The 24,082-nt window shown below is 72.3% G+C and carries 18 protein-coding genes; 12 read left to right on the top strand and 6 right to left on the bottom strand.

Annotation, left to right across the window (positions count from 1 at the left end):
* Window position 1: 1 nt before the first annotated feature.
* From BG452_RS31490 to BG452_RS31480, 3 genes are all read right to left on the bottom strand, one after another.
* The gene (locus BG452_RS31490) at window positions 2-4,921 is read right to left on the bottom strand and encodes a non-ribosomal peptide synthetase (RefSeq protein WP_188307760.1); all 4,920 of its coding nucleotides are present in this window, start codon (window positions 4,919-4,921) and stop codon (window positions 2-4) included.
* Between the two features lie 216 nt (window positions 4,922-5,137).
* Complete coding sequence (locus tag BG452_RS31485; protein ID WP_317621315.1) at window positions 5,138-7,729, bottom strand: ABC transporter permease; 2,592 nt, start codon at window positions 7,727-7,729, stop codon at window positions 5,138-5,140.
* A complete protein-coding gene (locus BG452_RS31480) occupies window positions 7,723-8,382 on the bottom strand; it encodes an ABC transporter ATP-binding protein (protein WP_411293052.1) in 660 nt (219 codons plus the stop codon). Before BG452_RS31480 ends, BG452_RS31485 begins: the two co-directional genes overlap by 7 nt.
* Window positions 8,383-8,973: 591 nt before the next feature.
* On the opposite strand from BG452_RS31480, the gene BG452_RS31475 reads away from it, so the two are divergent.
* From BG452_RS31475 to BG452_RS31440, 8 genes are all read left to right on the top strand, one after another.
* Complete coding sequence (locus BG452_RS31475; protein ID WP_188307758.1) at window positions 8,974-9,990, top strand: methyltransferase; 1,017 nt, start codon at window positions 8,974-8,976, stop codon at window positions 9,988-9,990.
* The gene (locus BG452_RS47845; RefSeq protein WP_188307757.1) at window positions 9,987-11,162 is read left to right on the top strand and encodes a tryptophan 2,3-dioxygenase family protein; all 1,176 of its coding nucleotides are present in this window, start codon (window positions 9,987-9,989) and stop codon (window positions 11,160-11,162) included. The genes BG452_RS31475 and BG452_RS47845 overlap by 4 nt, the downstream gene beginning before the upstream one ends.
* Before the next feature lie 103 nt (window positions 11,163-11,265).
* The gene (gene mppP, locus BG452_RS31465) at window positions 11,266-12,417 is read left to right on the top strand and encodes an enduracididine biosynthesis enzyme MppP (RefSeq protein ID WP_317621314.1); all 1,152 of its coding nucleotides are present in this window, start codon (window positions 11,266-11,268) and stop codon (window positions 12,415-12,417) included.
* Window positions 12,417-13,595: an aminotransferase class I/II-fold pyridoxal phosphate-dependent enzyme gene (locus BG452_RS31460; protein ID WP_188307756.1), complete on the top strand. Its 1,179-nt coding sequence runs from the start codon at window positions 12,417-12,419 to the stop codon at window positions 13,593-13,595. Before mppP ends, BG452_RS31460 begins: the two co-directional genes overlap by 1 nt.
* Complete coding sequence (mppR, locus tag BG452_RS31455) at window positions 13,592-14,389, top strand: enduracididine biosynthesis enzyme MppR (protein WP_188307755.1); 798 nt, start codon at window positions 13,592-13,594, stop codon at window positions 14,387-14,389. The genes BG452_RS31460 and mppR overlap by 4 nt, the downstream gene beginning before the upstream one ends.
* Window positions 14,390-14,414: 25 nt before the next feature.
* A complete protein-coding gene (locus tag BG452_RS31450) occupies window positions 14,415-14,639 on the top strand; it encodes an MbtH family protein (RefSeq protein ID WP_317621313.1) in 225 nt (74 codons plus the stop codon).
* Window positions 14,639-15,508 (top strand): alpha/beta fold hydrolase, encoded by an 870-nt coding sequence (locus BG452_RS31445; protein ID WP_188307753.1) that lies wholly within the window; start codon window positions 14,639-14,641, stop codon window positions 15,506-15,508. The genes BG452_RS31450 and BG452_RS31445 overlap by 1 nt, the downstream gene beginning before the upstream one ends.
* 37 nt (window positions 15,509-15,545) lie before the next feature.
* Entirely contained in the window at window positions 15,546-16,283 is a 738-nt protein-coding gene (locus BG452_RS31440; protein WP_188307752.1) for a polyprenol monophosphomannose synthase, read from the top strand.
* Between the two features lie 102 nt (window positions 16,284-16,385).
* Here BG452_RS31440 and BG452_RS31435 read toward each other — a convergent pair whose 3' ends face one another.
* From BG452_RS31435 to BG452_RS31425, 3 genes are read right to left on the bottom strand one after another with little or no spacing between them, the layout of a single operon-like run.
* Complete coding sequence (locus tag BG452_RS31435) at window positions 16,386-16,667, bottom strand: hypothetical protein (RefSeq protein WP_188307751.1); 282 nt, start codon at window positions 16,665-16,667, stop codon at window positions 16,386-16,388.
* Entirely contained in the window at window positions 16,651-18,168 is a 1,518-nt protein-coding gene (locus BG452_RS31430) for an anthrax toxin lethal factor-related metalloendopeptidase (protein WP_188307750.1), read from the bottom strand. Before BG452_RS31430 ends, BG452_RS31435 begins: the two co-directional genes overlap by 17 nt.
* A gap of 30 nt (window positions 18,169-18,198) precedes the next feature.
* Window positions 18,199-18,531 carry a WXG100 family type VII secretion target gene (locus BG452_RS31425; RefSeq protein WP_188304594.1) on the bottom strand — a complete coding sequence of 111 codons (333 nt, stop codon included), beginning with the start codon at window positions 18,529-18,531 and terminating at the stop codon, window positions 18,199-18,201.
* A 647-nt stretch (window positions 18,532-19,178) separates the two neighbouring features.
* On the opposite strand from BG452_RS31425, the gene BG452_RS31420 reads away from it, so the two are divergent.
* From BG452_RS31420 to BG452_RS31405, 4 genes are all read left to right on the top strand, one after another.
* Complete coding sequence (locus BG452_RS31420; RefSeq protein WP_188307749.1) at window positions 19,179-20,708, top strand: peptidoglycan DD-metalloendopeptidase family protein; 1,530 nt, start codon at window positions 19,179-19,181, stop codon at window positions 20,706-20,708.
* A 95-nt stretch (window positions 20,709-20,803) separates the two neighbouring features.
* Entirely contained in the window at window positions 20,804-22,189 is a 1,386-nt protein-coding gene (locus tag BG452_RS31415; protein WP_223242995.1) for a hypothetical protein, read from the top strand.
* Between the two features lie 234 nt (window positions 22,190-22,423).
* Complete coding sequence (locus tag BG452_RS31410) at window positions 22,424-23,191, top strand: serine/threonine protein kinase (RefSeq protein ID WP_188307748.1); 768 nt, start codon at window positions 22,424-22,426, stop codon at window positions 23,189-23,191.
* 12 nt (window positions 23,192-23,203) lie between these two features.
* On the top strand, window positions 23,204-24,082 hold an 879-nt coding region (locus BG452_RS31405), incomplete at its 3' end, for a serine/threonine-protein kinase (RefSeq protein WP_188307747.1).

Here is a 24,082-nt window from a genome sequence, read left to right as displayed (position 1 = left end):
GTCAGATCCGGCCGGGCGCTTCGGCGCTGGAGAGGGCGGCCAGGCTCGTGAGGATCCGCTGCTGGACGACCCCGGCGAGGTCGCTCACCTGGCGGTGCTCGAACAGGTCCCTCGGGGAGACCGGCACACCGAACGCGGTGCGCATCCGGACGGCCAGCCGGATCGCGTTGATCGAGTCGCCCCCGAGGTCGAAGAAGCTGTCGCGCGCGCCCACCCGGGGCTGGTCCAGCACCTCGCCCCAGATCCGGCAGACGGCCTCCTCGGTCGGGTTGGCCGGCGCCACGTACGACTCCTCGTCCGAACGGGGTCTCGGCACGGGCAGCGCCGTCCGGTCGAGCTTGCCGTTGCGGTTGATCGGCAGCGCCGTCATCGACACCACGGCGGCCGGAACCATGTAGGCGGGCACGTACCGGGCGACGTGTGCGCGCAGCTCGTCCGCGGCGGGCACCTCGGCGCACGGCACCACGTACGCGACGAGCCGCTTGCCGGCCCCGTCGGCCTGGACGACGACCGCGGCCTCGGCCACCGCCTCGTGCCGCAGCAGCACGTTCTCGACCTCGCGCGGCTCCACCCGGAAGCCGCGGATCTTGACCTGGTCGTCCGCCCGGCCGGCGAACTCCAGCGTGCCGTCCGGGTTCCAGCGGGCCAGGTCGCCGGTGCGGTACAGCCGGGCCCCCGGCGCACCGAACGGATCGGCCACGAAGCGCTCGGCGGTCAGGTCCGGCCGGCCGACGTAACCGCGGCCGACGCCGGCGCCGCCGAGGTAGAGCTCCCCCGTGACGCCGGGCGGCACGGGGCGCAGCCGGTCGTCGAGCAGGTAGGCGCTGGTGTTGGGGATCGGCCTGCCGATCGGGACGTTGTCGTACCGGACGCCGGGCTCCGCGGCGAACAGCGTCGCGGCGACCGCGCATTCGCTGGGGCCGTATCCGTTGAGCAGCCGGCGGCCGGGTGACCACGCCTCGGCGAGGTCCGGGGTGAGGACCTCGCCGCCGCACAGGATGGATTCGAGGTTCGGCAGCTCCGCCGGGTCGAGCACCGGCAGGACGGTCGGCGGCCCGGTGACCGCGGTGACGTCGGACTCCCGCAGTCGCTCGATCAGTTCGGCGCCGCTGTACGTCCCGGCGGTCACCGGGGCGACCAGGGTGGCGCCGCCCGCGAGCGTGCTCAGCAGGACGAGCGAGGCGGCGTCGAAGCTCATCGGGGAGAGCTGGTAGATCCGGCTGCCGGGGCGCACGTGCAGCGGGATGACCGCCTCGACGGTGTTGACCATGGACCGGTGCTCGACCATGGTGCCCTTGGGCTTTCCGGTCGAGCCCGAGGTGTAGACGGTGTACACCAGATCGCGCGGGCCGCCGCGGTCGGGCGGCGCCGTCGCCGGCCGGGTGGCGACGGCCGGCCAGTCCTGGTCGAGCAGGACGAGCGGGGTGCTCGTGCCGGCGAAGAGGTCGCGGTGGCGGGCGTGGGTGAGCACCACCGCCGGGCGCGCCTCCGCCAGGATCGCGGCGGCGCGCTCGGCCGGGTGGTCGGGGTCGATCGGCACGTAGGCGCCGCCGGCCTTGAGCGTGCCGAGGACGCCGACGACCAGGTCCGGGCCGCGCTCGACGGACACACCGACCAGCACGTCCGGGCCGATGCCGAGGCCGACCAGGTGGTGGGCGAGCCGGTTGGCGCGCTCCTCGACCTCCGCGTAGGTGAGCCGCTCCTCGCCGCGTTCGATCGCGACGGTGTCCGGCCGGCGGGCGGCGCGCTCGCTGATGAGCCGGTGCATCCGCCGCTCGATGGAGTACTCGGAGGGAGCGGCCACGCTCCATCCGCCGAGGACGAGTTCCCGCTCGGCGTCGGTCAGCACGGTCACGTCGCCGACGCTGGGCGCGGACCCGCCGGCCAACCCGTCCAGCACCGTGATCAGCCGCGCGGCGACCCGCTCGACGGTGGCCGACTCGAAGATCGTCTCGTCGTAGAGCAGTCGCATCACCAGCGACTCGTCGGGGAACACGCTCAGTGCCAGGGGGTAGTTGGTGGCGAACTCGACGTCGAACGCGCGGACCGCGGTCCGGTCGAACGGATAGTTCTGGAAGACCACGGCCGTGTGGAACAGCGCGGCGCCGGGCGCCACGTCGGCGAAGGACTGCACCCGGTTCAGCGGGGCGTACCCGAACTCCCGTGCCGCGACCTGCTCGTGCTGGAGCTCCGTCAGCCAGGTCCGGGGCTCCTCGTCGTCGGCCACCCGGACCCGGACGGGCTGGGTGTTGATCATCATGCCGACCATCGACTCGACGCCGGGCAGGTCCGCCGGCCGCACCGACATGCTGGTGCCGAAGCAGACGTCACGCTCGCCGCTCAGCCGCGCCAGCAGGATCGCCCACGCCCCCTGGACCAGCGTGTTGGTGGTCAGCCCGGTGCGCCGCGCGTAAGCGCAGACCCGGGCGGCCGTCTCCGCCGGCACCGTGACCTGCACGAACCGCCTGGCCGTGGGCCGGTGGCCGTCGGGCGGCAGGTGGTCGCCGGGCACGGCGACCGGACTCGTGAAGCCGGCCATCCGGCCACGCCAGTAGTCGTCGGCGGCGGCCAGGTCCTGGCCCGCGAGCCAGTGGACGAAGTCCCGGAACGGCGGGCGCGAGCGCACCGGCTCGCCGCGGTACCCGTCGAGCACGTCCTGCAGCAGCTCCGCGGCGCTCCAGCCGTCGGTGAGCACGTGGTGCATCGTCCAGACGAGTTCGACGGAGTCCGGGCCGAGCCGCACGATCGTGACCCGGCTCAGCGGCGCCCGGGTGAGGTCGACGCCGGCGGCGCGGTCGGCGTCGAGCAGTTCCCGCAGCCGCCGGGGGTGCTCCGCCTCCGGCAGGGCGCTCCAGTCGAGTTGGGTCACCGGCAGGGTGACCTCGTCCCGGACGACCTGCACGGGCTCCTCGACGTCGGCCCAGCGCAGCTCGGTCCGGAGCACCGCGTGTCGTTCGGTGGCGTCCTGCCAGGCCCGGCCGAGCCGGGCGGGGTCGGTGACGTCGCCGAGCCGGACGACGAACCGCACCAGGTGCAGCGCCGGGTCGTCGAGCATCAGGCTGTCGAAGAGCATGCCGCTCTGCATCGAGGTCAGCGGGTAACTGCCCGCCCGCGGCGACCCGTTCGGCTGTGACCCGGTCGGCGCTGCCGGGCCTTCGTCGAGCGGCGCCGCCGTGCCGGCCAGCGCCTCGACCGTCGGGTGGGCGAAGACGTCGGCGGTGCTCAGCACGAGCCCCCTGGCCCGCGCCCGGGCGACGATCTTCATGGTGAGCACGGAGTCTCCGCCGAGGGCGAAGAAGTCGTCCGTCACACCGACCCGTTCGACGCCGAGCGCCTCGGCCCAGATCGTGGCGAGTTCGCGCTCGGTGTCCGTCCGCGGTGCGCGGTACGCCCCGGCGCCGTCGGCCGGGGGCTCGGGGAGCGCGGGCCGGTCCACCTTGCCGTTGGCGTTGACCGGCAGCCGGTCCATCCAGACGATGCGCGCGGGCACCATGTAGCCCGGCAGGCGTTCGGCCAGCCGGTCGAGCAGCGCGCGCTCGGCGAGCGGACTCGGCCCCGTCGGGTACCCGACGATGCTGCGCGTCGGACCGCTCTCCCGCACCACCACGACGGCCTCGGTGACGCCGGGGCAGTCCCGCAACGCCGCCTCGATCTCGCCCGGTTCGATCCGGAACCCGCGGATCTTGACCTGGTGGTCGGCACGGCCGAGGAACTCGATGAGCCCGTCCTCGGTCAGGCGCACCCGGTCGCCGGTGCGGTAGAGGCGGCTGCCGGGGGTGAACGGGTCGGCGACGAAGCGCTCGGCGGTCAGCGCGGGGCGCCCGAAGTAGCCGCGGCCGGTGCCTTCGCCCGCCAGGTACAGTTCGCCGGCACCGCCCGGCGCGACGGCCCGCAGCCGCTCGTCGAGCACGTACGCCTCGGTGTCGTCCAGGGCGGTGCCGATCACGGTGGCCCGGACGCGCACGTCGTCCGACGTGATCCGGTGCGTGGTGGCGAACACCGTGCACTCGGTCGGGCCGTAGCCGTTGACGAAGTCGGTGTCGGGGCAAGCACGTCGCATCCCCTCGATGGCGGCCGCCGACGGCGCCTCGCCGCCGGCCCACACCTCGCGCAGCCCCGCGAAGCAGCCGGGTCGCTCCTCCGCGAAGAGCCGGAACAGCGAGGAGGTCAGGAAGACCGCGTCGAGGCGGTGCTCGGCGATGAGCCCGGCCAGCCCCGGCGCGGTCAGCTCCGCGGGCCCGATGACGACCCGGCCCCCGTTGAGCAGCGGCAGCCAGACCTCGTACGTGGAGGCGTCGAACGCGAGCGGCGCGTTGAACAGCGCGCTGCGGCCGAAGGCGGCGCGCATGCGGCGGTCCCGGGCCAGCGCCGTGATGTTGCGGTGGGTGATGGCCACGCCCTTGGGGCTGCCGGTCGAGCCCGAGGTGTGGATGAGGTAGGCGAGTTGCTCCTCGTCGACTCCCACCCGCGGGGCGTCGGGGCGTCGGCCGGTGTCCGCCCCGTCCACGACGAGCACGGGCGGCCCGGCGGTCGCCGCCCGGCCGGCGGTCGACCCGTCGGCGATCAGCACGACCGCGTCGGTCTCGGCGAGCGTCCAGCGGATCCGGTCGTCGGGGTGGCTCTCGTGCAGCGGCACGTAGACGGCGCCCGCCTTGAGCACGGCGAGCATGGCGACGACGGTCTCCGGCGAGTGGCCCGAGCGGCCCATGAGCATGCCGACCCGTGACTCGGCGCTCGCCCCGGCGGCGACGAGGAGGTGGGCCAGGTGGTTGGCGCGCTCGTCCAACTCGCCGTAGGTGAGCGTCCTCTCGGCATCGACGACCGCGGGCGCGCCCGGGTCCCGCCGGGCGTGCGCGGCTACGACGTGGTGGACGGCCCGGTTCCCCGGGGCGGCGGGTGCGTTGTCAAAACCGTGGGACATGCTCGGCCTTCCGCTAGAGACACGCGTGGCGCGCGGATCTTCCGACGGTCGAGCTTGGCCTGCGCAGGCGCACCGGCTCCACGTTCTTGAGCGGTGAGGAAACTGCCCGCTTGAACGGTGCGGAAAGTGCCCTCCTGGTGGAGGCCCGGCGGGGGACGCGCGAAAACGGGTGAGGCGTGGCCGAAGCCACGCCTCACCCGCGCCGGCGCTCGTACGTCACTCGGGCCGCGCGATCGCCTCCACGGCCGCCGGCCTCAGGGCGAGCCGGGCCGGCAGCATCACGGCGGGCCAGGCGATCGCCGCGGCCGCGACCACGATGCCGAGGTAGATCAGGGGCGGGATGGACGGGAACACCGAGTGGCGGATCGCGTAGCTCATCCCGATCAGCGACGGCAGCGCGGCGATCGTGCCGACCACGATCGCGCAGAGCACGATGATGGCCGCCTCCTGCCGCATCATCGACCGGACCTGGTCGGTGCGGGTGCCGACCAGGCGCAGCAGGGCGAACTCACGCCGCCGTGAGATCGTCGCCATGACCAGCGTGTTGACGACGGCGATCGCGAGATAGCCGAGCAGTACGGCGTTGAGCACGAGGCTGATCCCGTCGTTGGCGGAATCGGTCGGTGCGACGGTGACCGCCTCGGCGTCGCGCACGCTCGTCGTCGGGTACGCCTTCAGCGCCGCGCCCAGGTCGGCCGCCCGGTCGGACCTCACCATCAGCCACTGGTCGAGGTGGTCGGTGGTGTGGGCGAGGACCACGTCGTGGGGCAGCGTGACGTCGCCGAAGCCGAGGCCGTTCTCGTAGACCGCGACCACCGTGGCCTTCTCGACGGTGCCGTCGCCGAGGTGCACGTCGACGTGGCCGCCCACGTCGGCGCCGACCGTGCCGGCGACGAGGCGGCTGAGTGCGACCGTGGCCCCGGTGAGGCCGCCGAGGTCGCCGCGCAGCACGTCCAGGTTCATGGTGTCCGGGACGGCCGCGGGGTCGACGCCCTGCGCCGTGGAGACCCGGTACTGGATGCTGTCGCCGTCCGGCCAGGTGAGGATCGTCGAGGTCCGGGCGACCGGCCCGACCGTGTGGACGCCGGGGACCCTCCGGAGCACGTCCGCCAGATCGGGTGAGATGCCCGCGCTGTCGGAGGTCACCACGTGGTCGGCGATCACGCCGCCGACGACCTGGTCGTGCGCGGTGGCGGCGAGCGTCGTGCCGCTGAAGAGCTGTGCGGACGCCATGGTCACGCCCATGATCAGCGGAGTCGTGGCGGCGCTGAGCCGACGGGCCCGGGCCCGGGAGTTGGCGATGGCGAGGAACCGGGTGACGCCGCCCGGGCGGCGGCCGAGCAGGGCCGCGATGCCGCCGAACAGCTTCGGTCCCAGCAGGCCGATGGCGATCACCAGGACCAGCGCCGAGCTGGCGGCGCCGTCGATGGCCGACTCACCGGGCAGCGCGATCGGCAGCACGATCGCGACGGCCAGCCCGCCGGGCACGAGCAGCACGCCGATCGTGAGCCGGACCCAGCCGAGCTTCTTCGGTTCCACGGCCACGTCGCCGAGTGCCTCGACGGCGCTGACCTTCGCGGCGCGCCGGGCGGCGAGCCAGCCGCCGATCCGGGCCGCGAGGACGCAGATCAGCAGGGAGAACAGCACCGGCAACGGCGTGATCACCAGCGAGAACCCGGACGGCAGCGCGCCGGCCGCCGTGAACAGGGTGTGCAGCAGCATGGCGAGCAGGATGCCGGGGAGGGCACCGAGCACGGCGCCGATCCCGCCGACGAGCACGGCCTCGCCGCCGATCATGCGCAGCACCTGCCGGGGGGTGGCGCCGACGGCCCGCAGCAGGGCCAGCTCACGGCGGCGCTGCTGCACCGACAGGGCCAGCGTGCCGGAGACCACGATGATCACCAGCAGGATCATGGTGGCGCCGAACGCACTGGCCACCTCGATGACGAACGACCGCATCTGCCCGACGTCGAGCGTCTCGACGTCGCTGCGGTCGTCGCCGGTGGAGGTGACCACGCCGGGCACGGCCTTCTTGATCCGGTCGGCGAGGGTGTCCGCGTCGGTTCCGTTCGCGGCCAGCACACCGACCGCGTCGATCGTGTCCGACGTGCCGTAGAGCTGCGCCGCCCGGTCGTCGGTGAAGAAGACCGCGGACTGCCGGTCGAGCGAGGCCGCGGGCGCGGCGACGCCGCTGACCCGGTACGACTGCGGTGTCGACCCGGTCACCAGCGTGACGGTGTCTCCGGGGGCGACCCCGGCCCGCTGGGCGAGGTCGCTGTCGAGCACGACATCGTCGGTCGCCTGCGGCCGGGCGCCCGAGCGCAGCGTGAACGGCGCCAGCACCGAGGCGGACCAGCCGTGCCCGTACACGGGCGGACCGTCCAGGACGGAGCCCTTCCTGAGGACGGTCAGACTGACGCTGACGTCCCCGACCGCGGACTGGACGCCCTGGACCGCGGCGACCTTCGCGACCGTGTCGGCGGGCAGCCTGACCCGTTCGGAGAGCCTCGGGTCGGTGTCGCCGTCGACGGGCATGGCCTGGTAGCCGCCGGCGACCACGGCTGCCTGGTGGTAGCGCTCGGCCGGGACTCCCGAGCTGATCCCGGTCTCCAGCAGCACCCCGCAGGCGGTGATCACGGCGGAGCCGACCGCGACGGCGACCAGCACCGCCGCGAAGCCGCCCTTGCGGCCGCGAATCGTGCTCCAGGCCAGCGAGAGGTTCTGCCGCGAGAGGGTGCGGATCTTCTTCTTGGCCTTCTGGGCCGCCGGCGGATCCGCCGGCTCGGCCTTCTTTCTGCGGCTCACCACTCACCCAGCCTGGTCATCCGGTCGGCCACCAGTTCCGGCGTCGGCCCGACGAGTTCGCCGGCCAGCCGGCCGTCGGCCAGGAAGGTCACCGAGTCCGCGTGCGAGGCGGCGACCGGGTCATGGGTCACCATCACCACGGTCTGGCCGGTCCGGTCCACGACCCCCCGCAGCAGTTGCAGGACCTGCCTGCCGGTACGTGTGTCGAGCGCACCCGTGGGCTCGTCGGCGAAGATCACGTCAGGTCCCGTGATGAGGGCCCGGGCGATGGCCACCCGCTGCCGCTGACCGCCCGACAGTTGCCCGGGGTAGCGGTCGCCCATGTCGTCGAGCCCGACGTTCGCCAGCGCGGCACGCACCCGGTCGGTGGGGACGGGCTCGCCGGCCAGCCGGAAGGGCAGGCCCACGTTGTCGGCGATGGTGAGCGAGTCGAGCAGGTTGTACGCCTGGAAGACGAACCCGACCCGTTCCCGTCGCATCTCGGTGAGCTGCTCCTCGTTCAGCCCGGCCAGGCGGGTGTCGCCCAGGGTCACGCCGCCCGCCGTGGGTTGGTCGAGACCGGCCGAGCAGTGCAGGAACGTGCTCTTGCCCGAGCCGGAGGGGCCCATGATCGCGACGAATGTTCCCCGCCGCACGCCGATCGTCACGTCATTCAAGGCTGTGACCACATTGCGGCCGGAACCGTAGGTTTTTGTCACAGATTCCAACAGGAGAGCATATCCACTACTCACTGGAGACCCTTTCCCCCTTTTTGCTGGAACCGTACCGTCTGACGCCCTCCACGATCAACCCGAGCCCAGCGGAAAAATGATCTTAGAGCCCGCCCCGACGGCCCTCGAATAACGGTTCCCACCAGCGCTTTCCCATTCGAACCAGGCTCCCGCGCCGACCGCCCGTCCGAAACTCGACGCCCGGGGTGCGGCCGACCGGAGCGGAATCCTCCCCTCCATGTCGGCCCGGGCGGTGCGAGTCCCGAGCCACGGTCACCGCCGGCCCCGCCGCCCTGCCGGTCAGGCGTGAAACCGCTCGTCCGGCTTTCCGGAAACACCCCTGAACTGGGGGTTTCACTCTGCGGTCAAGAAGATGGCCGATCCGTCGCGTGCGCCGAAATACTTCTCAGCGACCCCGGGCGAATCCTCACTCCCGGGCACCGGGCAATCCCACGCCCGGAATCCCGGCGGCCTCCTGGAAAACCTGCCGCCCGACCATGCCCGACCATTCCCTTGCACCGATGGGCAGCGAAAACAATGATTCCTGCGGATCTGGAACGCGCCGTCTACGGAATGTACGCCACCCACGCTCTGCGCATCGCGGACCGGCACGGCGTCTTCGAGTACCTGACCCGACACAGCGGCGAAAGCGCCGGAAAGATCGCGGCCGCCCTGACCGTCGACGAGGACACCCTGGAGCGACTCCTGCTGGTGCTGTCCGCCTTCGGCGTCCTCGACGCCGAAGGCGGGTGCTACGCACTCGCGGCGGACGTGAGGCCCTACGTCGACCGCGCGGACCCCCGCTACCTGATGGGATTCGTCGACCACCTGATCGACGACACCGCCGGGCAGTTCGGACAACTGAGCGGCTACCTGCACGTGGGCAAGGTCGAGACCGACCGGGACGAGCCGGCTCCGTTCGAGGCCATCTACCGCGACGACGAGTCGGTGGGCCGCTTCCTGGGCGCGATGTGGGGCCTCAGCCACCACGTCTCGCACGAACTCGCCGCCCTGGCCGACCTGAGCGGCGCGCGTCAGCTGATCGACGTGGGCGGAGCGAGCGGGCCCTTCTCCGTGGCCGCCCTGCAGGCCTTTCCCCAGCTGCGCTCGACCGTGTTCGACCTTCCCCAGGTGGGTCCGCACCTGGCCGCGCGGTCCGCCGAGCACGGGCTCGACGACCGGCTGGCCTTCACGGCCGGCGACTTCTTCCACGACCCGCTGCCGGCCGGCGACTGCTTCGCCTTCGGCTACATCCTGTCCGACTGGGACGACCAGACCTGCGCGACGCTGCTGCGCAAGGCGTACGAGGCGTGCCTGCCCGGCGGCCGGGTCCTGATCATGGAGCGGCTCTTCGACGACGACCGCGGCGGCCCGCTCGCCACGGCCGTCATGAACCTCTCCATGCACATCGAGACCCAGGGCCGGCACCGCACCGCGGCCGAGTACCTGGACCTGCTGCGACAGGCCGGATTCGCGGACGGCACGGTCCGGCGCTCCAGCGGCGACAAGCACCTGATCATCGGCCGGCGCGCGACGAGCGGGTCCGAGCGGTGAGCACCGCACGAGCCGTCACCCCGCCCCGCTCGCGGGAACTGCCCGCCGCCTGCGCCGAGTTGGCCGCCCGGCTGCACGCGACGCCGCTCGCCGAGCTGCCCGAGCACGAGGTCCTGCGGCTGTCCGGGCGCTACGACGCGGCCGTGGCCGGGCCGGACACCGACGAGAACGAGATCCTGCGGCTGCTGACCCGGCCGTTCAGCCGGCGGCTCGACATACCCGAGTACTACCGCTACACCGGACTGCACGTGGCCGGCTGGTACTTCGCCCGGCGGGAGGACCCGTACCAGGCCGGCCTGCTGCTGGTGCACGCACTGGTCACCGACCTGATCGGGCTGGAGGAGCGCGAGGCCGGACTGCACGAGACCACGGTCGAGGAGGGCGCGGAACGCGTGCTCCGCCTGGAGGCCGTGCTCGCCCACCTGGGCCGGTCCCCGATCGGCCCGGACCGCACCATGGCGAGCGCCGGGCTGGTCCGGCTCGCCGGCCACGACGGCGTGCTGATCCACGACCTGATGGTGGTCAACCGCTGTTCGGGATTCCGCCGGTCGGACAAGCACGACGAGCACATCTTCATGCGCGCCGTGCAGGCCTGCGAGATCGGCTTCTTCCTCGTCCGCTGGACCGCGCGCCGCGCGACCGAGGCCATCGACCACGACCGCGCCGAGTACGTCCTGCGGATGAGCCAGCTGACCTGGGCGGCCGAGCTGCTGAACGTGGTCTTCCACGCGCTGCGGACGCTGACCCCGGAGCTCTTCAAGGGCTTCCGGGACGCGACCGGGAGCGCCAGCGCCGTCCAGTCGCTCAACTACCACCTGATGGAACTGGTGGTGTACGGCTACGACGAGCGGAAGATCGAGATCTACAAGGGGTTCGCACACCTGGCCCCGGTCAACGACCCGGTGCTCCGCGAGTTCACGTCCCTGCGGGACGCCGCGGCCGGCGCCCGCGACGCCGACGTTCGCGAGGCATTCGCCGCGAGCGAAGCGCCACTGCACGTCTGGCGCGGCCGGCACTACGGATTCGGCCGCCGCTACCTGCCGGACATGACCGGCTCCGGCGGCACCGAGGGGGCCGGGTACCTCAAACGCTTCGTCGGAAAAGCCGGGCTGCCGTCCGGTGAACGCATCGACGACGCCGAACGATTGCTCACCCGGTTCGCCTACTGCTGACAGCAGGTCAATGCGATTCCTATCCCGGCGCCCGAGCCGGTGAGTCCCGGCAACCGCCGTGGCTCCAAGCACACTTCGCCCGACACTCTCCTGAGAGGTGCTTGTGAACAGAATTCTGCCGACGGTCTCCGCGGAGAACCTGACCCAATTCGAGACCCTCGCCCTGAACAGCTCGATGAACCTCGCCGACGGGCACGCCCGCCAGCAACTCACGGCCGCGCAGGCCAAGATCGTCGCCGAGCTGCCGGACATGTGGGCCGAGGCCGTCCTCCGTCCGGTGGCGGAGATCGAGCAGGAGGCCGCCGACTCGTTCTTCGGCATGCTCGGCCAGCACAGCCACCCGTTCGCCGCCGGGCGGACGCTGAGCTGCTACTCCTCCTCGCTGGCCATGGAGATCCTCGCCCGCTCGCTGGTCACCTCGTCCGACGCGGTGGCGCTGATCCACCCCACGTTCGACAACATCCCCGACATCCTGCGCGGGGTCGGCCTGCGGCTGATCCCGGTCGAGGAGGAGCAGGCCCACGACGACGACCTGCCGGCCGAGCTGCTCCGGCAGGTGGGCTGCGTCTTCGTCACCACGCCGAACAACCCCACCGGCCGGGTGATGACGGAGGCCCGCCTGACCAGGCTCGCCGAGCAGTGCGCCGAGCACGACGTGGTGCTGGCCCTGGACACGTCGTTCCGCGGGTTCGACCCCGACGCCCAGTTCGACCACTACACCGTCCTCGACGGGAGCGGCTGCCGCTGGGTGGTCATCGAGGACACCGGAAAGCTGTGGCCCACGCTGGAGCTCAAGATCGGCTGGCTGGTCCGCTCGGCCAACGTGGACCTGCCGATCGAGAAGATCCACTCGGACATCCTGCTCGGCACCTCGCCGCTGATCCTGCTCATGGTGAAGCGGTTCGCGGACGACGGGGCGGACGGCGGCCTGACCGAGCTGCAGCGCACGATCGCCGAGAACCGGGCCCTGGTGCGCGCCGAGCTCGCGGGCGTACCCGACATCGCCTTCGTCGACGAACACGCCCGGACCAGCGTGGAGCGCCTGCACGTCGGCTCCCGGCTGGCGCTGGACGTCTGGTCCGCGGTCCGCTCCCACAACCTCTACGTGCTGCCCTGCCAGAAGTTCCACTGGGCGAGGCCGGACGAGGGCGAGCGGATGCTGCGCCTGGCCCTGTCCCGCAACCCCTCCACCCTGGTCACGGGCGCGCAGGTGCTGCGCTCGGCCCTGCTGGCCGCTCCGGGGCTGCAGAGCTGATGGTTCCACCGGACACCACGGCCGCCCCGCTCCCGCACACCCGCTGGTGGCGTGCGGGAGTGGTGCAGGCCGTCTCCCCACCCGGCGTCATCGACCTCGGACCCGGCTACCTCGAACCGAACCTGCTGCCGGTCGACGAGGTGCTGCCGCTCTACGCGGAGGCCCTCACCGAGTTCGGCCCCGCGGCGCTCAGTTACGGCGCCAACGCCGGAGCCGAGCCGCTGCGCGCCCTGCTGGCCGCCCGCCACGGCTGCGCGGCCGAGGAGATCATGGTCACCGCCGGCACCTCACAGGCGCTGGCCCTGCTGTGCACCGTCCTGGGCCGGCCCGGCCGGACCGTCGTCGTCGAGCGCACGTGCTACGACCTGGGCCGCAGGATCATGACCGACCACGGCCTGCGACTGCGCGAGGTGGACGCCGACGGTGAGGGCATGCGGGCGCAGGACCTGGACCGGGCCCTGTCCCAGGGCGACGACGTGGCCTTCGGCTACCTGACGCCCACCTTCCACAACCCGACCGGCACGGTCGCCGGCGAACCGCGCCGCCGGGAGCTGCTCGCGGTCGCCGCCCGGCACGGGGTACCGATCGTGGAGGACGACGCGTACGCCGAACTGAGCCTGGACCGCACCGCACCACCGCCCTCGCTCGCCGCGCTGGCCGGACGGCAGGGGGTGATCCGGCTCGGCTCGTTCGCCAAGACGCTCGGACCGGGCCTGCGGCTCGGCTGGCTGGAAGCCGGGCCGGACCTGGTCGAGACACTGACCGGCCGCGGCCAGCTGGTCAGCGGCGGAGCGCTCAACCACCTGACCTCACTGGCCGTGGCCATGCTGATGGGGGACGGCCGCTACGACCGGCGCCTGTCGTGGCTGCGTGCGCAACTCCGGCTGCGGCGCGAGACGCTGGTGGCCGCCCTGCGGGCCCACCTGGGCGAGTCGGTGACCATCGACCGTCCGGCCGGCGGCTTCTTCGTCTGGCTGACCTTCGACCCGCGGCGCGGCGAGGCGTCCCTGCTCGCCGCCGCCGACCGGGCGGGCGTCGCGGTGGCCCCGGGCTCCCGCTTCGGCAGCGCGACCGGCACCCATCTGCGACTCGCGTACAGCTTCAACTCCCCCGACCGACTGGCGGAGGCGGCCGCACGGCTCGCCACCGCCTGGAGAAACCAGGAAACCCTCCGATGACCAGTTCCGTCGTCAGCGGCCTGCTCGGCTACAGCCTGCCGCTCTCCCCGTCCGGCACCTCGGCCACGTTGACCCCTCCGCCGTGGCACTTCTCCGGCGAGGTCGTCATGGTCGACTACCGGGTGGACCCGGTAGCGGCAGCGCGGTTCCTCCCGCCCGAGCTCGACCCCGGTGCCGATCCGGGGCAGGCCGCCGCGGTCTTCGCGCACTGGCAGTGGTGCTCGGAGCCGGGCACCGAGCTGGCCGATCCGGGTGCCAGCCAGTTCAGCGAGTTCCTGATCCTGCTCGGCTGCGAGTACCGCGGCCGCCGCCTGGCCCGCTGCCCGTACGCCTGGGTCGACCAGCCCGTGCCGCTGCTGCGCGGCTGGGTGCAGGGGATGCCGAAGCAGTTCGGCGAGGTGCACCAGACCCGGCCGATGCGGGTCGGCAGGGCGGGGCCGCTGGGCTCCGCCGCGGGCACCTACCACGGCACCGCCGCGACCGGCGGCCGCCGGATCGCCCAGGCCTCGGTGAGCGTGACCGCCCCGGCCGCCGAACCGCCGCTGCTGCACACCGTGCCGCTGGTGCACAGCCGGGTCCAGCCGGCCTGGCTCCCCGGCGAGCAGCCGCCCGTCGGGCTGGTGACCTCGACCGTCACGGGGGTCGAGTTCTCCGAGGTGTGGTCGGGCGACGCGACGCTGGAGATGTTCGACGTGCTCGACGCGGACTTCGCCTCGCTGCGGCCGGTCTCGGTCGGGCGCGGCCACGTCTTCGGATACGCCGAGACGCTCGTCTCCGGCCAGGCACTCGCCTGAAACCCCTCCCCCGAAGGAGCAGATGATGACGAATCCGTTCGACGACCCGGACGCGACGTTCAAGGTGCTGACCAACGACGAGGGTCAGCACTCGCTCTGGCCCGCGTTCGCCGCCGTTCCCCCGGGGTGGTCGGTCGCGCTGGCCGACACGGACCGCGGCACCTGCCTCGCGTACGTCGAGGAGCACTGGACCGACATGCGCCCGAAGAGCCTGGCCGACCGCATGGCCGATCGCCTGGCCGACCGCTGATGAGCGTCGCGACCGTCGGCGGGACACAGCTGCACTACGACGACCACGCACCCGACGGCCGGGAAGCCGGAGAGCCGGTCGTCCTGGTCATGGGCGCCGGCGGTCGCGGCCGGGCCTGGCACCTGCACCAGGCACCGGCGCTCACCGAGGCCGGCTACCGAGTCATCACGTACGACTCCCGGGGCGTGCCCCCCAGCGACCCCGGCGAGGCCGGCTTCACGGTCGGCGACCTCGCGGCCGATCTGGCCGGGCTGATCGAGCACCTGCACGCCGGACCGTGCCGCCTGGTGGGGACGTCGCTCGGCGCTTACGTGGTCCAGGAGTTGCTGCTGACCCGGCCCGACCTGGCCACCGCCGCCGTACTGATGGCCACCCGAGGCCGCGACGACCGGCTGCGCGCGGCCGCCGCCCGCGCCGAGATCGAGCTGCTGGACTCCGGCATCACACTGCCACGCCGGTACCACGCGGCCCAGCAGGCGATCCAGAACCTGTCCCCGCGGACACTCGACGACGACCTCGCGGTGTCCGACTGGCTGTCGGTGTTCGAACAGTCGCTGTCCACCGGCCCCGGCCTGCGGCACCAGCTCGCCCTCACACCGGACCCCGGTCGCCTCGCGGCCTACGCCGCGATCACCACTCCGTGTCTGGTCATCGGCTTCGCCGACGACCTGGTCACGCCCCCGCACCTGGTCGCCGAGGTGGCCCGGGCCATCCCCGGCGCCGCCCACCGGCTGATCCCCCACGCGGGCCACTACGGGTACCTGGAGCAACCGGAGGAGGTGAACCGACAGATCCTCGACTTCTTCCGGCGGCTCCGGCCCGCCCCCTCACACGAACAGGACGCGCGGCGCCCCGCGGGCGCCAGATGACCAGCCCCTGACCCGTTTCCGACCCGAGGAGCTGCCGATGACCGTCGCATCCCCGAAGACCGTCGTCGTCGTGCCGACCTACAACGAGCGGGACAACCTGCCGGTCCTGGCCGGTCTGCTCGCGGACCTGCCGGTACCGAACCTGCACCTGCTCGTGGTCGACGACAACTCACCCGACGGCACCGGCGAGATCGCCGACAAACTCGCGGCCGAGTCGCCGGACAACGTCAGCGTGCTCCACCGCGACACCAAGGACGGACTCGGCCGCGCCTACATCGCCGGCATGATCCGGGCGCTGGAACAGGGCGCCGACATCGTGGTCCAGATGGACGCCGACCTCTCCCACCCCGTCTCGGCGATCCCGGTCATGCTCGACGCCCTGCTGACGAAGGGCGCCGCCGCCGTGATCGGCTCGCGCTACGTGGCCGGTGGCTCCACCGCCGCCGACTGGCCCTGGTCCCGCAGAGCCCTGTCGGTCTGGGCCAACGGCTACGTCAACGCGATCCTGCGGCTGCGCCTGAAGGACGCCACCGCCGGATTCAAGGCATGGCGCGCCGAGACACTGCGCGCGATCGACCCGAACTCCGTGCACAGCAACGGCTATTCCTTCCAGGTCGAGATGAACCACCGCGCGGTCACGCGCGGACTCACCATCCTCGAAGTGCCGATTCGCTTCGAGGAACGCGGGCAGGGCGTGTCGAAGATGAGCCTGGCCGTGCAGCTCGAATCCGCCCTCACCCCGTGGAAGCTGCGCTTCGGCGGCAAGCGCGGCTGATCCCTCATGACCCACCGGAACGGATGGACCTCCAAGGAGCGGCGCCGCTCCGCACGCGCGGAGCCCGGACCGTCGCCCGGGCTCCGCGCAAACCCCGTTCTGCTAATGCCCGGCGTTCCGCTCCCGCGTCTTGCGCTGCATCTCGTCCAGCATGGCCATGGTCTCGGGGTAGATCGGGGCGTTGCTCTCTTCGACATCCTGCGGATTCTGCCGTGCTTGCGGGAGGAGTTCGTCGTAGCGGGGATCCCCCGGCTCGAACTTGTACCACCCGTCGTAGAAGTACCCCTCCACGGTCCTTCCGCCGTACTTCAACCAGATGGTGACGCCATTGGCGTCGAGCATCGGGTAGTCGGTGACTTCATAGGGCTCAGAATGCTCGCTCAAAATATTCCTCCAGGAGCCGCGCGGCCTCGCGGTCGCCGAACGTAAATCTTTCCAGCCTCTTGACAGTCCACTGATTGAACGCCTCGGCGAAGTACTCGTGCGGCTGGCGAATGTACGGAGTCAGCCGTGGGTTGTTGCCGATCCGGTCCATGACCTGCTGTTGCACATGCAGCCACTCTGGCTGACGACTCAGATTGCCATAAGCTTCATCGACCGCATGCCCGAACTCATGGACAGCAACACTACTCGGCGTCTTGGCAGCCGAATTGACCAGGAGCCTACGCTGGCCAGGTATGTACATACCAGGTACGTGATCCGCCGGTGAAGTTCCTCCCACCGGGCTGACGCCGGCGAGATGGTAGCCGCCCGGGAGCTGCGTGATGGGCCGGGGGCCGATACTGACCCCGCCACCCGGCACCTCCTTCAGATGGGCCCAGACCTTGTTGAAGATCTCGGACGGCACGCTCGCCAGCTCCGCTTTCACCTTCGCGATCGTCGGGTGATCTTCGACATACTCAAGCGGCAACTTGCCGGGCATCGGTAGCTCAACGGGTTTGGCATGCTTCGGGCCGCGTGGAACGTTGTCGCCGGAACGTCCACGTGGTCCCGCCGCACCGCCGACTCCACCGACGACGACGTCGAGGGGCATGACCGGGCCGGTCTTGAACTCGGCGTCGTAGCCGTAGCTGAGGCCGGCTCCGGTGATCATGCGGCCGGGGACGGTGTCGGCGGCGCCCGTGACCTTGGCCAGGCCAGCGAGGGCGACGGAGGCGTTCTCGGCGCTCTCGGCGGCGGTGGAGACGACCCGGGCGCCGGCACCGAGGCCGCCGCCGGCGCCGCCCATGATGCCGCCGGTCTTGGCGGAGTCGACGGCTTCGGTGAGGCTGTAGCCGCCGTCGTCGAAGAACTCGACCCGGATCGGCTGGGCGACGGCGAGGTCGACGGTGATCGCCTCGACGGCACCGAAGGCGGCGCCGACCAGCACGGTGGCGGCGATGGTGGCGATGGCCTCGGAGACGGCGACGCCGACCGATGCCGCCGTGGCGACGATGCCCGCGGCGGTGGCGGCGGCGATGTCCGCCGAGATGCTGAAGGTGACGAAGGCCAGGGCGGTACCGACGACGAGGGTGCCGCCGACGATCGCGGCCTCCTCCTCCAGCTTCTTGATCGCCTTGTCGACTTCGTGGGCGAAGTCGCGCAGCGCCTTGGCCAGGCTGCGGCAGGCGTCGGCGGTCTCGGGTAGCCAGCCCTTGCCCTTGCCCGCGCTGTCCTTGCCCCCGTAGTACCGGCCCCAGAACGTGCCGAAGGCGTCGATGGCGGGGCCGTGGTTGCCGGCGACGACGGCGGCGGCGGCCTGGTTGGTGGGCACGGTGACGTTGTCGATCGCGGTGGCCATCGCGTCCCAGGCGTCCGCGGCCTTGCGGAGCTTGTCGGGGTCGGCGTCGGGCCACCACATGCCGGTGACCTTCTGGACGGCCTTCGCGACCGCGGACTCACCCACGGGCCGCCCCTGCGTCAGGGCTGCGGCGGGTCATGGCAGCAGGTTCCGCTTGGCGTGGTCGTCGGCGCCGGTGTGGTTGTCGGCGTGGGCTTGCAGGCCGGTGGCGATGCTGCCGAGTCCGGTGACCAGGACGTCGAGAGCGGAGAGCACGTGGTCGTGCGGGCCGTTGTAGGCAGCCGCGAACTCGTTGCCCTGCTTGTCGCCGCCCCACGGACTGCCGGCCTCGGTGAGGCTCTTCCTGAGCTTGTCGAGCGCCTCCTTGAGCGCCTTGCTCTGGTTCTCGAAGGTCGGCGCGGCGTCCTTCAGGTCCCCCGGCCTGAGCTTGAACTCCGGGCCGCCGGCCTTCGCCGCGTCATCTCCCATGGCGTCATCTCCCGAACTGTCCGTCAACTGACCATTCTTGCGGTCGGACCGATTACCCAACCGACAGTGCGTCAGTTTGGACACGTGACATCGGTCACCTCGGTGACGGATCGCACGGCAGTTCCTGCGTACGCCCGGCCGCCGGGTGGGCGGGGTGCGGGGCCGGGCCGTTCGGGCGGCGGTTGGCGGGGTCGGGCTTGGGTGGGGTGTTCGGGTCGTTCAGCAGCAGCGACGGGAACACCTCGGAGTGCTCGACGCCCGCCCACGGGTACGGCCCCTCGGTCGCCAGGCCCGCCCTCGCGAGCGCCGACCGCGGCCGCTGCCGCTGCCGCTGCCGGAGCGTCCCGCCGGCGCCACCGTGGCCGGCATCCGTCGACGCATCCGACGCGGCCCGAAAGGCACCAGTCTCGGTCGGCCGCACTGCTGCTGTCAGTCCGTATGGTTCCGGGTTCTGTGCCGCGCGGCGCGTGGCTACCGTCCCAACCGCTCGATACCCGGCGGTCGGGAGCGGCCGCCGTCACGCGTCTTCAGGAGGTCACGTTGACCGCGCACCACCCCACTCCCAGGGGCATCATCCGGCCCGACCTGATGCGGCTCGACCTCGACGGCGTCATCGACCGGCTGCGCACGGCGTGAGGGGCGCTCGGGTGTTCTCCTCGTTCTCCCGCCGCGGCTCGCGGCTGGCCCTGGCCGCGGTCGCCCTGCTGCTGCCGGTCACCGTGCCGGCTGCCTCCGCCTCGGCCGCACCCGCCGCCCCCGCCGTGGCCGCCGGGTTCACGGCGTCCTGTCCGGCCGCCGGGTTCATCTCCCAGGGCTACACCCCGGAGCACAACGGCATCGACATCGCCAACAACTACGGCACCCCGATCTACGCGGTCGGCGACGGCCAGGTACTGGCCTCCGGCCCGGCGCAGGGCTACGGCCAGTGGATCCGCGTCCTGCACCCGGACGGGACCATCACCGAGTACGGGCACATGCAGGAGCGGGACGTCGCCACCGGCGACCATGTGACGGCCGGTCAACAGATCGCGCTGATGGGCAGCGAGGGCGAGTCCAGCGGCCCGCACCTGCACCTGCGGGTCTGGGCCGACGCGAACGCGACCGTGCGGACCGATCCGATCGGGTACCTCGCGGACCGCGGCATCACCATGCCCTGCACGCCGGGCACCGGTCCTCGCCCCGCGCCGCCGGTGTATCCGGCGCAGGCCGGGAAGGTGGTGTCGGCGCGGTCGGCGGACGGCCGGCTGGAGGCCTTCGCGGCCGGGGCGAACGGTGTCTCGCACGCCTGGCAGACCACGGTGAACGGCGCCTGGTCCGACTGGGAGAGCCTCGGCGGTCCGGGTGGCGCGGAGTTGGCGATCGGCGCCGACCAGGACGGCCGCCTGGAGATGTTCGCCCTCAACGGCACCACCCTCCAGCACCGCTACCAACTCCAGCCCTCCGGCGCCTGGTCGGGCTGGGACACCTTCGGCGGTGGCGGCCACGCCGTCGCCGTCGGCGCCAACCAGGACGGCCGGCTCGAAGTCTTCGCCTCCGGCCCCGCCGGGCTGTTCCACAAGTACCAGTCCGCACCGAACAGCGGCTGGTCGGACTGGGAGTCCACCGGCGGCGGCCCCGCCAACAGCGAGATCGGACTCGGCAAGGCCCCCGACGGCCGACTCGAAGTCTTCGCCCTCAACTCCACCACCTTCCAGCACCAGTGGCAGACCGCCGTCAGCGGCGCCTGGTCCACCTGGGAGACCTTCGGCGGCGGCGGCCACGACCTCACCGTCGACCACAACCAGGACGGCCGCCTCGAAGTCTTCGCCTCCGGCCCCACCGGCGTCTACCACAAGTACCAGACCAACCCCACCACCTGGTCCGACTGGGAAGCCGCCGGCGGACCCGCCGACTCCCAACTGACCAGCCAGCCGACCGCGGACGGCCGCGTCGAGGTGTTCGCCATCAACGGCAGCACCGCGCAGCACACCTGGCAGACCAACCTGAACGCCCCCTACAGCCAGTGGGACACCTTCGGCGGCGCCGGCACCGAGATCACCGCCACCACCAACGCCGACGGCCGGATCGAGGTGTTCGGCACCAGCAGCGCCGGCGTCTACCACAAGTGGCAGACCGGATTCTCCACCTGGTCCGACTGGGCCTGGCTCAACACCACCGCCGGACCCGCCGTCAGTTGAGGAGCGATCACTTGACCAGCACCCACCGCGCCCGCCGGGCACCCCACCGCGTCCTGTTGTCCGGCCTCGCCGCGCTGGGCGTGGCGGCGGGCCTGATGGCCGGCGCCACACCCGCGCCGGCCGCCACCGGCATCGACCTGTGCGCCGAGGTCGGCTACACCGCGGGTTTCCGGGGCGACGCCCTGGTGACCGCGATCGCCGTCGGCATGGCCGAGTCCAGCTGCGACCCGTCGGCGTCCAACGTCCAGAACAACACCCCGCCGTCCCGCGACCGCGGCCTGTGGGAGATCAACGACTACTGGCACCCCGAGGTCAGCGACGCCTGTGCCTTCGACGCCCAGTGCAACGCCAACGCGGCCTTCCGCATCTCCAACGGCGGCACCAACTGGCAGCCCTGGTCGACCTACAACCAGGGCGCCCACCAGCGCTACCTGGGCGCGGCGCAGGCCGCCGCCGACCGGCTCGGCCACCACGACCCGGGACCGGCGCCGTTGGTGTATCCGGCGCAGGCCGGGAAGGTGGTGTCGGCTCGGTCGGCGGACGGCCGGCTGGAGGCCTTCGCGGCCGGGGCGAACGGTGTCTCGCACGCCTGGCAGACCACGGTGAACGGCGCCTGGTCCGACTGGGAGAGCCTCGGCGGTCCGGGTGGCGCGGAGTTGGCGATCGGCGCCGACCAGGACGGCCGCCTGGAGATGTTCGCCCTCAACGGCACCACCCTCCAGCACCGCTACCAACTCCAGCCCTCCGGCGCCTGGTCGGGCTGGGACACCTTCGGCGGTGGCGGCCACGCCGTCGCCGTCGGCGCCAACCAGGACGGCCGACTCGAAGTCTTCGCCTCCGGCCCCGCCGGCCTCTTCCACAAGTACCAGTCCGCACCGAACAGCGGCTGGTCGGACTGGGAGTCCACCGGCGGCGGCCCCGCCAACAGCGAGATCGGACTCGGCAAGGCCCCCGACGGCCGACTCGAAGTCTTCGCCCTCAACTCCACCACCTTCCAGCACCAGTGGCAGACCGCCGTCAGCGGCGCCTGGTCCACCTGGGAGACCTTCGGCGGCGGCGGCCACGACCTCACCGTCGACCACAACCAGGACGGCCGCCTCGAAGTCTTCGCCTCCGGCCCCACCGGCGTCTACCACAAGTACCAGACCAACCCCACCACCTGGTCCGACTGGGAAGCCGCCGGCGGACCCGTCGACTCCCAACTGACCAGTGAGCGTTCGCCGGACGGCCGGGTGGAGGTGTTCGCCATGAACGCCGGCACCGCGCAGCACCTCTGGCAGACCGGCGTCAACGCGCCGTACGGCCAGTGGGAGACCTTCGGCGGCGCCGGCACCGAGGTGGTCGCGGCGACCAACGCCGACGGCCGGATCGAGGTGTTCGGCACCAGCAGCGCCGGCGTCTACCACAAGTGGCAGACCGGATTCTCCACCTGGTCCGACTGGGCCTGGCTCAACACCACCGCCGGACCCGCCGTGCCCTGACGGTCCGTCCGAAGCACGACCGGGTCCGCGGCCGGCGGGCGGGAGCGCGAGTGCTCCCGCCCGCCGGCCGTTCACCCCGTCCGCCCCTCCCCCGACTCTCCGACCTCCCCCGTCACGTGGCGTGCACCACCATACGGTTTATTGTCATGCTCAAGGAGGTAACGTTGGTCCGTCTGGCCACCACCGGCAGACGGAACGCGGCAACGGGGGAGCAGTGCGCGGGACGGAGGAACGGTGAGCGGGATTCTCGTCCACCTGCCGGCGGGGAACGGCGACGACGCGGTGACCCTGCGGCTTGGTCCGGGGGAGCGGGCGCGCTTCGGCCGCGGCTCCGCCCGTACGCCGGTCGAGCTCCGGCTCGGCGACGAGACGGTCTCCCGGCTCGCCGGCGAGATCCACGCGACCGACGACCACTGGCAGTTGAGCAACCTCAGCGACACCCACGCCTACCTGGTGGAGAACCCGGAGGGCGCCGGCGAGTACCTGCGGGTGCCGCCGCGGCGGATCGGGGCGCCGATCCCGTTCGAGTTCTCCCGGGTGGTGCTGCCCTCGCGACGGGAAACGCCGCTGTCCTTCCAGGTGTTCGCGCCCGACCACGTCTACCTGGACGCCCACGCGCTCGGCCGCGGCTCCTGGGAGAGCCGCACCATGACGGCCTACTCGCTGGACGAGACCGCCACCTACTTCCTGGTCCTGGTCGCGCTCTGCGAGCCGTGGCTGCGCGACCGCTCCCCCGCCGCCGTGCCCACCACCCCCCAGGTGGTCGAGCGGCTGCGCCTCCACCCCGCCTGCACCCGGCTCACCGCCCGCGCGGTCAGCTCGCACCTCGACTACCTCGCCGACGAGAAGCTCCGCATCGACCTGCCCGACGGCGCGGGCCGCGCGGACCGGCGCAACGGCAAGCGCGAGGCCGTCGTCGGGCTCGCGCTGAAGTTCGGCATCGTCCGCGAGGAGCACCTCGCGCTGCTGCCGCGCCCCGAAGCCGCCGAACCCGGACGGTAGGAGGGGGCTTCGATGGTGCACGACCCGTCCTGCCACGGGGACGGTGAGGACCTGCTGCCACCCGGCCACCGGGTCGGCGACTGGACCGTCACCGAGCCGATCGGCGAAGGCGGCTGGGCGACGGTCTACGCCGCCCGCCGAGGCGACGGGACGACCGGCACGGACGGCCCGGACGGCCCGGACGGCCCGGACGGCCCGGACGGCGAGGACGGCACGGTCGCCCTCAAGGTGCTGCCGACCGCCGGACTCGCCCCCCGCCAGGCCCGTCAGGTCACCGAAGCCGCCCGCCGTGAGGCCGAGTTGGGCCGCACCGCGCCGCACCCCCGGCTGGTCCGCCTGCTCGACACCCTCGTCCTGGCCGCCCCCGACCACCCCGCGCTCGACGGCGCCATCGTCCTGGTGATGGAACGAGCCCGGTGCACCCTGCGCGACCTGCTCGCCACCGGCGTCGACGAGGCCCAGGGCGCCCGGATCATCGCCGGCATCTGCGAGGGACTGGCCCATCTGCACCGCTCCGGCTGGGTCCACACCGACCTCAAGCCCGAGAACGTCCTGATCGGCCGGAACGGCGAGGTCCGCCTCTCCGACTTCGGCCTCGCCATCGAACTCACCGGCACCCACGGCCACTCCGCCCCCATGGGCACCCCCGATTACCTCCCGCCGGAACGCTGGAACGCGCCGCTCGGCGCGGACGGCGTCAAGATCCGGACCACCGCCGACATCTGGGCGCTCGGCATCGTGATCCACGAGGTGTTCGCTGCCGGCGTCCCGCCCTTCCCCGGCGCGACCCCCACCGCCCGCAGCGCCGCCGCCCAGCAGTACGCCGAGGGCCGCGCGGCCCTGCGGCTGGCCCCGGTCGTCCCACCGTTCTGGCGCGCCCTCGCCGCCGAC

The sequence above is a fragment of the Streptomyces sp. CBMA123 genome, from assembly GCF_014596465.1.
Classification (GTDB): domain Bacteria; phylum Actinomycetota; class Actinomycetes; order Streptomycetales; family Streptomycetaceae; genus Kitasatospora.
Note: the sequence above shows the minus strand (reverse complement) of the source record. Positions and strands in the feature narration are given on the sequence as shown.

Excerpts from the sequence above, each read along its gene's own strand:
- BG452_RS31490 (WP_188307760.1), bottom strand. The coding sequence starts at position 4,921 with ATGTCCCACGGTTTTGACAACGCACCCGCCGCCCCGGGGAACCGGGCC.
- BG452_RS31475 (WP_188307758.1), top strand. The coding sequence starts at position 8,974 with ATGATTCCTGCGGATCTGGAACGCGCCGTCTACGGAATGTACGCCACC.
- BG452_RS31460 (WP_188307756.1), top strand. The coding sequence starts at position 12,417 with ATGGTTCCACCGGACACCACGGCCGCCCCGCTCCCGCACACCCGCTGG.
- mppR (WP_188307755.1), top strand. The coding sequence starts at position 13,592 with ATGACCAGTTCCGTCGTCAGCGGCCTGCTCGGCTACAGCCTGCCGCTC.
- BG452_RS31450 (WP_317621313.1), top strand. The coding sequence starts at position 14,415 with ATGACGAATCCGTTCGACGACCCGGACGCGACGTTCAAGGTGCTGACC.
- BG452_RS31445 (WP_188307753.1), top strand. The coding sequence starts at position 14,639 with ATGAGCGTCGCGACCGTCGGCGGGACACAGCTGCACTACGACGACCAC.
- BG452_RS31440 (WP_188307752.1), top strand. The coding sequence starts at position 15,546 with ATGACCGTCGCATCCCCGAAGACCGTCGTCGTCGTGCCGACCTACAAC.
- BG452_RS31425 (WP_188304594.1), bottom strand. The coding sequence starts at position 18,531 with ATGGGAGATGACGCGGCGAAGGCCGGCGGCCCGGAGTTCAAGCTCAGG.
- BG452_RS31415 (WP_223242995.1), top strand. The coding sequence starts at position 20,804 with ATGGCCGGCGCCACACCCGCGCCGGCCGCCACCGGCATCGACCTGTGC.